At 64.3% G+C, this 9,431-nt stretch carries 7 protein-coding genes; 1 reads left to right on the top strand and 6 read right to left on the bottom strand.

Annotated elements, in window-relative coordinates:
* The 6 genes from VIG90_RS17850 to VIG90_RS17825 form a co-directional block, all read right to left on the bottom strand.
* A partial coding sequence (locus tag VIG90_RS17850; RefSeq protein WP_331594875.1) for an enoyl-CoA hydratase-related protein occupies positions 1-229 on the bottom strand: 229 nt, incomplete at its 3' end.
* Between the two features lie 46 nt (positions 230-275).
* Positions 276-1,073 carry a ketoacid CoA transferase gene (locus VIG90_RS17845; protein ID WP_331594874.1) on the bottom strand — a complete coding sequence of 266 codons (798 nt, stop codon included), beginning with the start codon at positions 1,071-1,073 and terminating at the stop codon, positions 276-278.
* Between the two features lie 12 nt (positions 1,074-1,085).
* Positions 1,086-1,994 (bottom strand): CoA transferase subunit A, encoded by a 909-nt coding sequence (locus tag VIG90_RS17840; protein WP_331594873.1) that lies wholly within the window; start codon positions 1,992-1,994, stop codon positions 1,086-1,088.
* The gene (locus tag VIG90_RS17835; protein ID WP_331594872.1) at positions 1,978-2,898 is read right to left on the bottom strand and encodes a VOC family protein; all 921 of its coding nucleotides are present in this window, start codon (positions 2,896-2,898) and stop codon (positions 1,978-1,980) included. Before VIG90_RS17835 ends, VIG90_RS17840 begins: the two co-directional genes overlap by 17 nt.
* A 478-nt stretch (positions 2,899-3,376) precedes the next feature.
* Positions 3,377-5,521, bottom strand: coding sequence for an FAD-dependent oxidoreductase (locus VIG90_RS17830; RefSeq protein WP_331594871.1), 2,145 nt, complete (start codon positions 5,519-5,521; stop codon positions 3,377-3,379).
* Positions 5,522-5,671: 150 nt separating this feature from the next.
* The gene (locus VIG90_RS17825) at positions 5,672-7,381 is read right to left on the bottom strand and encodes an FAD-dependent oxidoreductase (protein WP_331594870.1); all 1,710 of its coding nucleotides are present in this window, start codon (positions 7,379-7,381) and stop codon (positions 5,672-5,674) included.
* Positions 7,382-7,568: 187 nt separating this feature from the next.
* Between VIG90_RS17825 and VIG90_RS17820 the strand changes: the two genes are divergently transcribed.
* Complete coding sequence (locus VIG90_RS17820) at positions 7,569-9,161, top strand: choline dehydrogenase (protein WP_331594869.1); 1,593 nt, start codon at positions 7,569-7,571, stop codon at positions 9,159-9,161.
* Positions 9,162-9,431 lie beyond the last annotated feature (270 nt).

Here is a 9,431-nt window from a genome sequence, read left to right as displayed (position 1 = left end):
CGGAGAAGTGCTTGCCTTCTCCGCGCAGCACGATCACGCGAATGGCATCGTCGTTCACCGCACGCTGAAAAGCCGCATCCAGCGCATAGGTCATCTGACTGTTCTGCGCGTTGTTGAATTGCGGCCGGTTCATGATCACGTGAGCAACGGCGCCGTCCACTTCGTAGCGGACGGGTTCGTCGGTCTCGTAAACAATGTCGGCCTTGCGGGGTTCGACGAGGTCAGTCATTGCCATTTCCTCAAGTTGGGTTCACGCGAGCCCTGAGGCCTGAAAATCAGGCCGCAGCGCGACGGTCGCCCGGAGGGTTGTCCTTGAACACGGTCTTGCGCACGCCGTGCGGGTCCAGCCTCTCGATGAGCTCGAGCTGCTCTGCCGTCGGTGCCGGGGTCGTCGGAATTTCACCCTCAACCCGCGCCAGCGGGAAGCCGGTGTTTTCCTGAACCTCCTCGAAGGTCACGCCCGGGTGGAGGGAGACGACGCGGATCTGGTGATCCGGGCCGCCGAAATCCATCACGCACAGGTTGGTGACGATGATGCGGTAGTCCAGGCCCAGCGGCGGACGGCCGTTCAGGTAGCGCTCCGGATTGTAACCGGCCATGCACACGAAATCGACTTCGCCGGACACGAACGCACGGGTGTTGTGGTTCGGAATGAAGAAGCTGTTCCGGTGGCTGACCGAGTTGCCCGGGAAGCCGCGTGCGCCCAGCATGGCCGCCTTCGGCTTCTTGTGGTCGCCGATGACGGAGATGTTGGCCTGACCGAAGCGGTCAATCTGAACCGGCGTCACCATGGCGTGGCGCTTGCCGCTCCACAGCGTGTAGAACACGCGGTCATAGGTGCACAGGCCCTCGGCTTCCGGTTCCGGGCGCTTGCCCAGAGACACCGGATCAGAGGTGTACCAGCATTCGCCGTCGGTCGTCTGGATCGCCGGGCTGAAGGTCAGCTTGGCCAAGCCCGCGCCCACGCGGGGCAGGGGGCCAATGCCGGTGACCATCACTTCGCCGTCGTCGCGGAAGGCTTCCGCGCACGCCACGATGACCAGTTCGGCCAGAGAGTAGTTGATATCGCTCACGTCCCGCTCTCCTTAATACACCGGCTTCGGCAATGCGTTGATTGCCTCTGCGCCACCCACGTTGGCGACGTAAGTGGCGTGATCAACGTCCACGAACTTCGCGCGGTATTCAGCCCAGGCTTCCGGGGAAGCCGCGCTGTCCACGTAGGTCTTGATGTGCTTCAGATCGAGCTGGTAGTCCGGGTTTGCGCTGGTCGGGTGCGCGCCGTGCGGCACTTCGGCCACGCCGGTGATGAAGCAGCGGTCCACCAGGTTGAAGCGGCCGTTGTTGCGCATGTCCAGCTCGGCGGTGGAGACCAGCTTTTCAACCGACACGTAGGTGCGCTCGGAAGCGCGCACCAGCAGCTCGTCGAACAGCGGGTCGTCGCTGAGGGTCAGGATGTTGCCGCGCTCGTCGGAGCGGTGCGCGTGAATGAGCGCCACGTCCACCTTGATCGCGGGCATCGCTACCAGTTCTTCGCCGTCTTCGTACGGGCTCTTCACCGTTTTGAACTCGAAGGCGGACTGGCGGATGATGTCGGTGCCAACACCTGCACGGCTCGGCAGGAACGGCAGCTTCATCGCAGCGGCGCGCAGGCCCCAGTGGAACATGCCTTCGTCCAGCTCGAACACCTCGTATGCGCCCGCCTGACGGGTAGCGCGGAAGTGCGGATCGAGCGGGATGTGGTCCAGCGTGCAGAAGGCGAAGACCAGCTTCTTGATCTTGCCCGAGGCGGCAAGGATGCCGATCTCCGGTCCGCCGAAACCGGCAACGACCGTCAGATCCTTCAGGTTGGAGCGCGCAATGGCGCGCACCAGAGCCATCGGCTTGCGGCGGGTTGCCCAGCCGCCAAAGCCGATCGTCATACCATCGGAGAGTTCGGCGACGATATCGTCAACCGTCATGCGCTTGTCGAGCATGCCCTTAATCGTCCTTCTCATGTGCCCACTTATGACCCCAGTCGCTTACCGACATGCTGGTGGTTGGGATCCAGGTGTCAGGGTCAATAACGAGGCCGTTCCAACCATATTCAACGTCAAAGCCGCCTGGAGTCCGCACGTAGAACGAGGTCATCTTATCGTTCACGTGACGGCCGAGGGTGGCGGAGAGGTGCCACTTGCCCTTGCTCTTCACCACGCGGTCGTAGGCCCGGCCCACGTCCTCAAGGGTGGCGGCTTCCACCATGATGTGGACAGCCCCGTTCGGGCTTTCCGGCATCTGGCCCAGCGCGAGGCTGTGGTGGCGGCCGTTGCGAGCGTGGAGGAAGGCGAAGCCGACGCCCGGGTCGTCCGGTCCGCCGCCTGCCAGATAAAAGCGACCCAGGTCCGTGTCGCCGAAGCCCATGGTGTCCTTGTAGAACTCGTGGGTCTCTTCGAAATTCGGCGCGGTCAGAACCACGTGGCCCATGCCCATGTCGCCGTTGTCGCCGGTCACGAAGCGGCTGACGGCGGCGGGGGAGACGAACGGCGCGTAATCGTAGTGACGGCCGTAGTAGATCTCGAACGGATGACCGGCCGGATCGGAGGAGCGGGCCAGCGCATCCACATGGCGGGCGCGGGCCTCCATCACGTCGGCCATTTCAACCGGGCGACCAGCGGCCTTCAGGCGCTCGATCACCTCTTCGAATTCCTTGCGGGAGCCGAATTCCCAGCCGGCGGCGAGGAACCGGTTCTGCTCGCCCTTCTGGATCCAGATGCGGAAGGGGCGGTCGTCCATGCGGAACAGCGCCACGTCTTCCCGGGGAGACTGGGCCGGCATCAGGCCAAGGCAATTGGCGGCGAAATCCCGCCAGCTCTCCAGATCGGTTGTTTCCGCTACGATGTAGCCGAGTGATCTGACAGGCATCTTTCCCCCTCACAGCTGCCGGCTCAAGAAGCCGGGGAATTATTATCCTGCCGCGTCTCAGATCTCTGAGCGCAGCCGGTGAATGTCAGGACGATGCAAGGGCCGGTTGTTTTCATTGTGCAGTGCGGGACCCACGTCTCCGCAACCTGTTATACCAGCGGCTCTGCTATCTGAAAGGAACTCCCCGCCCAACACGTCCAATTGCGCACCAACATTAGCGTTTCGCTGCGCACGCTGTCAAACGAGATTTTGCATTTGCGTTTTTTCAGGCGTACCGCGTTACGCAGTCGTGGGGTGGTGAGCCTTCCGGCTTGTCAGACGCGAGCAAGATTAGGCGGGCTGGATGACGGAAGTGTTTATGCAGGAGAACGAAGCGAAGGCGTAAAATGCTGCATGTGCGAAATGACTGGCGTCGCAGGCGCTTGAAATAACAGGAGAAAGAAGGGGGTGCGGTGTCGCGCACCCCCTTCGGATCTGGTCAGGCGGCCGTACCCATGTGCGTCACTGCCTCGGAGGCGCCGCGAATGGCTCCTTCGATGTAAGTCACGCCGGTGCCGTCGCCGAATTCGTAGACGGTCAGACCCGCTGCCCGTAACTGCTCCGCAACGGTCGAATCGCCGCGGGCGCCGCGTGCCACGATCACGTGGTCGGCTGCGATGTTCTGCGCAGTGCCTGCCTCGTCGACGAACTGCACGCCGCCCTCGATGATGCGAACGTCCTTGGCGTTGGCGTGCAGGGCAACGCCGTGCTCGCGCAGCTCGGGGATGATGCGCATGCGGCGCACCAAAAGAAGGCCCCGGCCGAACTTCGGCCCTTCCTCGATCACGGTCACCTTGCGGCCGCGCTCCATCAGGAACTCCGCCAGTTCAAGGCCGACCAGCTCGCCGCCGATGATGGCGACATTGTCGCCCAGCGGCATCCACTGGTGGGTGGCCTTGCGCACGAAGTCGATGTTGGCGGTCATACCCGTTGCCGCGCCGATCTTGGTGGCAACGCGCGTCAGGAAGCTGGTCTTGCGCTTCACCTCTTCGGAAGTCTCGCCCAGCATCATCTTGCGCAGGTCATCGCCCGAGAGCACGTGGGCCAGATCGCCGCCCGGGATCGGCGGCATGTCGCGCACCGCGCCGGTTGCCACATAGACCGCATCCGGCTGCAGGGACTTCACCAGTTCCGGCGTGGCTTCCGTCTTGAGGCGCACCTCGACGCCGGAATTGGCGATCTGGTCGCGCAGCCAGTTCAGCAGGCGCTGGTTCGGCTCGTAGGCGAGGGAGGCGAACCGCAGCGTGCCGCCCAGCCGGTCGCTTCTCTCGATGAGCGTGACCTTGTTCCCCGCCGCGTCCAGGCGGCGTGCGGCTTCCATGCCGCCGGGCCCGCCGCCGATGACGACGATACGCTGGCCCTTGGGCGGCGCAGCGTTCGGGCGCAGGTCCTCGTAGCCGGTCTCGAAGTTGACGGCGCAGCGCACCTGCTCGCGCACGTAAATGGCGCTGACGCAGGTGTAGCAGTAGATGCACGGACGCACGAGGTCCGGGCGGCCCTCCGCCAGCTTGCGCGGCAGGTGCGGGTCGGCCAGCACCTTGCGTCCCATGGCGAGAAAATCATACTTGCCGCCGGCAATGTGGCTTTCCGCGTCGTCTGGCTCGATCCGGCCGGAGGCGATGATGGGAATGCTCACCTCGGCCTTGATGGCTTCGGCCGCCGGCACGTTGGTGTTGGGCAGGTGCGGAATGTTGGAATCCGAGTGCAGCTTGCCTGCGCCGGTGTCGTGGTAGGAAGTCACGGTAATGGCATCAACGCCTGCCGCTTCCAGCCACTTGGCGACCTGCTTGGCATCTTCCAGCGTGGTGCCGACCTTCTTGCCCACTTCGCGGGAGTCCAGCTTCATCCAGACTGCGAAGTCGGGGCCGACGGCTTCGCGCACCGCGCGGGCCACGTCCAGCATCAGCCGTGCGCGGTTTTCCAGCGGGCCGCCATACTCGTCTGTACGGCGATTACTGGACGGAGAGAGGAAAGACGAAATCAGGTAGCCGTGACCGCCGTGAATTTCGACGCCGTCAAAACCTGCTTCCTTGGCGCGGCGCGCGCCGTCGGCATACTGGCGGATAGCGGTCTGGATATCCTCGGCCTCGAGGATCTTGATCTCCGGCATCGGGCCGCCGGCAAATGCGCCCAGCTCTTCCGGCAGGAAGCTGTCGAGCATGTCGCCTTCGAACGGCTTGGGCATAGACGGCAGCCACAGCGGCTGGCCGAAGGTGGAGGAAAAGCCGGCCACCTGGCCGCCATGGTGCAGCTGCGCGGCGATCTTCGCGCCGTGGGCGTGCACGCGGTCCACCAGTTGCTTCAGGCCCGGCAAGAAGCGGTCATCGGAAATGCCGATCTGGTTGCGGGCCACAGCGCCGGTGGGCCAGGCCACACCGCACACGCCGGTGATGATGAGCCCTGCGCCGCCCTTGGCCTGCTCCTCGTGATAGGCCATCTGGCGCTCGCCCACCGTGCCGTCGTCGTTCGCCAGGCTCACGCCCATGGCGGTCACGATCATGCGGTTGCGCAGCTCCATGCTGCCGATCCTGCCCTTCGAGAGCAGATGCGGCCACGGCCCCTTCATCGCCATACGTGTTTCCATGACACCTCTCCCCGTGCCTCGATTGTCCGTATCTTGTCGTTCGTATGTCTTGCCGCCCAGTCTGGGCGCTGTCCGGTTTCTGTCAATCGGCTGTCGGCGCGCCCGAACGTATCGGGCGGCCAACCGGCCGAAAGAGGCGTCCGGCGCAGATCAGTCGTTCGCGCCCACCGCATGACGCGCGGCCACGAAGCCGAAGGTCATGGCCGGCCCCAGCGTCGAGCCCGCGCCCGGATAGCTCTCGCCCATCACAGAGGCCGCGTTGTTGCCCACCGCATAAAGGCCCGGAATCGGCAGGCCCGCGTCATTCAGCACCCGCGCATTTTCATCAACCACGACGCCGCCGTTGGTGCCGATGTCGCCCGCGTAAATCGGGAAAGCGTAGAACGGCGCCTTCTCGATCGGTCCGAGAGTCGGGTTTGGCGTGACGCGCTGGTCGCCGTACATGCGGTCATAGGCGGCAGCACCGCGCTGGAATTCCGGATCCTCGCCCCGGCGCGCGCCTTCATTGAACGTGCGCACGGTATTGGCCAGCACGTCGGCGGGCACGTTGATCTTGCGGGCCAGCTCCTCGATCGTGGAGGCTTTGCGCATGATCTTCTGTACGGCCGGGTGCTGGAGGAAATCCGGCACCAGCGGCAGCAGCGGGCCCATCGGGTAGTTGTGCCGGTAGGTGTGATCGAAAATCATCCACGAAGGCTGGGTGCCCGCGCCCGGCGCGTTGGCTGCCACCATCTTCTGGCCGACGATGTGATAGGACGCGGCTTCGTTCAGGTAACGCCGTCCCGCCTGGTTGACCATGATGCAGCCGGGCAGGGCGCGCTCGATGGTGGACAGGCGCGCCCGGTCCTCGCCCGGCACGCGGAAGACCGGCGCGGCCCAGGTGGACTGCATGTTGCGCAGCCCTGCACCAATCTTTTCAGCCGCCAGAATGGCATCACCGGTATTGTTCACCTGTGAGCCGGAGACGGTCGGGTCCGCGTCATTGGCGAGGTAGCGCTTGCGCAGATCGCGGTTACGCTCGAAGCCGCCGGCCGCGAGTACCACGCCGCGCCGTGCCGCAATGCGCATGGGCTTGCCGTTGCGGCGCACTTCCACGCCCAGAACCTTGCCGTTTTCCTCGATCACGCTCACCAGCGGCGTATTCAGCCACAACGGCACGCGGCGCTCGTTCAGCGCTACCCGCAGGCCGCCCACCAGCGCGGTGCCCAGCGTCAGGTAGCGGTCCTTGCGCGAGCGGAAGCGGTGCGGAATGTCGGTGACGTAACGCCACAGCATGTTGGCCAGCACCTTGGGCCAGCCCTTGGGGCGGAACAGCACGGTATAGGTTTCATCGAACCGCCAGTTGATGCGGCCGAACAGGCTGGCGGCCGGAGAGGAGGCGCGCAGCGTCAGAATGTCGTCGCCCAGCACCCGGCCGTCCATCGGCTCGGGCAGGTGGGTGCGGAAGCCCTGCTTTCCGCCCGGAAGCTCGGCGTGATAATCGGGATAGGGCTGGGCGGAGTACCGCACCGGGGTTTTGCTCACCACCCATTCCAGCATGCGCGGCGCGTTGCGGATGTAGGAGCGGATCAGGTCATCCGGCACGTTCGGCGCGGAGAGCGCACGCACATACTGGAAGGCTTCCTCCTCGGTGTCGGTGTGGCCCATTGCCTCGGCAATCGGGTTGCCGGCCACCAGCGGGCTGTTCGGGATCCAGATGCCGCCGCCGGAGGTGGCGGAAGTGCCGCCGTACTCGCTGCTTTTCTCAATGACGAGAACGTCCGCCTTGTGGTCGGCAGCGGCAAGGGCCGCAACCAATCCGCCCGCCCCCGAGCCCACCACGAGAACGTCGACCTCATGATCCCAGCCGTTGTTTGCCACGTCGCTCCCCCGATCTTTATTTTGGTGGCTGTTGCGCAGTTGCGCTACAAAGAGATGACTGAACTACGCAAAAGCTAAATTCAAGTGCGCAATTTGTGCAAGCCTGCAATAAATCAGGGCAGAATGATAGCAGCTATTGATTGCGGGCGCTGATTGCAGACGGCGCTGAGCAAGGGGAGGGGCAGGCGTGAGTAGCCAGGTATTTGATTTCATAATTATCGGTGCCGGTTCGGCCGGATGCGTGCTGGCCAACCGCCTGTCGGCAGACCCGCGAAACCGGGTGCTGCTGCTGGAAGCCGGGGGCAAGGACAACAGCGTTTTCATCCGCGCGCCCGGCGGCCTTCTGCCCATCATGTACAAGGGCTGGTTCCAGTGGATGCACGTCTCGGTGCCGCAGAAGCATGCGGGCGGTCGCCAGATGTACACGCCGCGCGGCAAGGTGCTGGGCGGAGGCTCGTCCATCAACGGCATGGTCTATGATCGCGGCACCCGCGGCGACTATGACCGCTGGGCCCAGCTCGGCAACGAGGGCTGGAGCTACGAGGATGTGCTGCCCTACTTCAGGAAGCTCGAAGACTATCAGCCCGGGGCCAATGAATTTCACGGCGCGGGCGGGCCGGTGCACGTCAGCCGTCCTGGTATCAATCACCCGCTGGCCAAGGCCTTCTGCGAGGCCGCGCAGGCGGCAGGCCTGCCTTATAATGAAGACATGAACGGCGCGCACCGCGAAGGCGTCGGGCCAACGGACGTGACCGCCTCTGCCGGGCGGCGCTACAGCTCCGCCCATGCCTATCTGCGCCCGGCGGCAAAGCGCTCCAATCTCAGTATCGTCACCGGCGCGCACGTGCAGCGGGTGCTGTTCGAGGACAGGCGCGCCAGCGGCGTCGAATACAAGCTGGGCGACCAGATCGTGCGCGCCTCGGCCGCGCGCGAAGTCATCGTCTCGTCAGGCGCGGTGCACTCGCCCCACATCCTCATGCTGTCCGGCATCGGGGAGGCGGCTCATCTGGCCGAGCACGGCATTCCGGTGGTGCAGGACCTGCCCGGTGTCGGGCAGAACTGGCGGGACCACATCGCCGTCACCGTCAAGCAGACCTGCTCGCAGCCCATCTCGCTTTATAATTTCTTCAATCCCGTCATCGCGGCCAAGGCGGCGTTCGACTTTGCCGTGTTCCGCAAGGGGCCGCTCGCCCAGCCGCCCATGGAGGTGGTGGCGTACATGCGCCTGCGCCCCGGCTCGGAAGAGCCGGACATCAAGATCCACTTCTCCATGGCGCTTTATGAGGCCATGGGCCGCAAGCTCATCATGAAACACGGCTATTTTGCCCACATCAACCTGCTGTATCCTGAAAGCGCGGGCGAGATCCGTCTGACCTCGGCGGATCCCATGGCACCGCTCAGCCTCGATCCCAACATCCTCGCCTCGCCGAACGACATGGCGCTGGGGCGCGATGCCATTCGCGCGGTCCGGAACATCTTTGCGCAGGCCCCGTTCGATCCGTTGCGGGGCGAGGAGCTCGCGCCCGGCGCGGCGCTCCAGTCCGATGACGAGCTGGACGCCTACCTGCGCGAGACCGCCATTGCGGACATTCACACCGTCGGCACCTGCCGCATGGGCCGCGATGCCCGAGCGGTGGTCGATCCGCAGTTGCGGGTGCATGGCGTTGAAGGGCTTCGCGTCGTTGACGCCTCGGTCATGCCCATGGTGCCGGGCGGCAACACGAACGTGCCGACCATGATGATCGCGGAGAAGGCGGCCGATATGATCCTGAAAGCGTAATGTTTCAGGTTATTCGGCCTCTCCCCGCCGGGCTGCACCGTTTACGCGTCGGGGCGAGGCATGTCCGGGGTGACGTTTCGCTCAATCCGGCGTGGCCGATTTGCCGGCTTGTTTCGTGTTCAAGGGCATCGGTGCGTCAGTGCGTAGCAAATGCGTCATTTCACTATGCATATATTAAAGATTACGCGATTGACTAAGTATCTTGCGAAGTGATGCGCACCAAGGTACGATTGCTAATGAAATGCCCCTTGTGTTTCGGGGATGTCTGGG

The sequence above is a fragment of the Pedomonas sp. genome, from assembly GCF_036515995.1.
Lineage (GTDB): Bacteria > Pseudomonadota > Alphaproteobacteria > Sphingomonadales > Sphingomonadaceae > Pedomonas.
The sequence above is the reverse complement of the archived record's forward strand: the minus strand, read 5'-3'. Positions and strand labels throughout refer to the sequence as shown.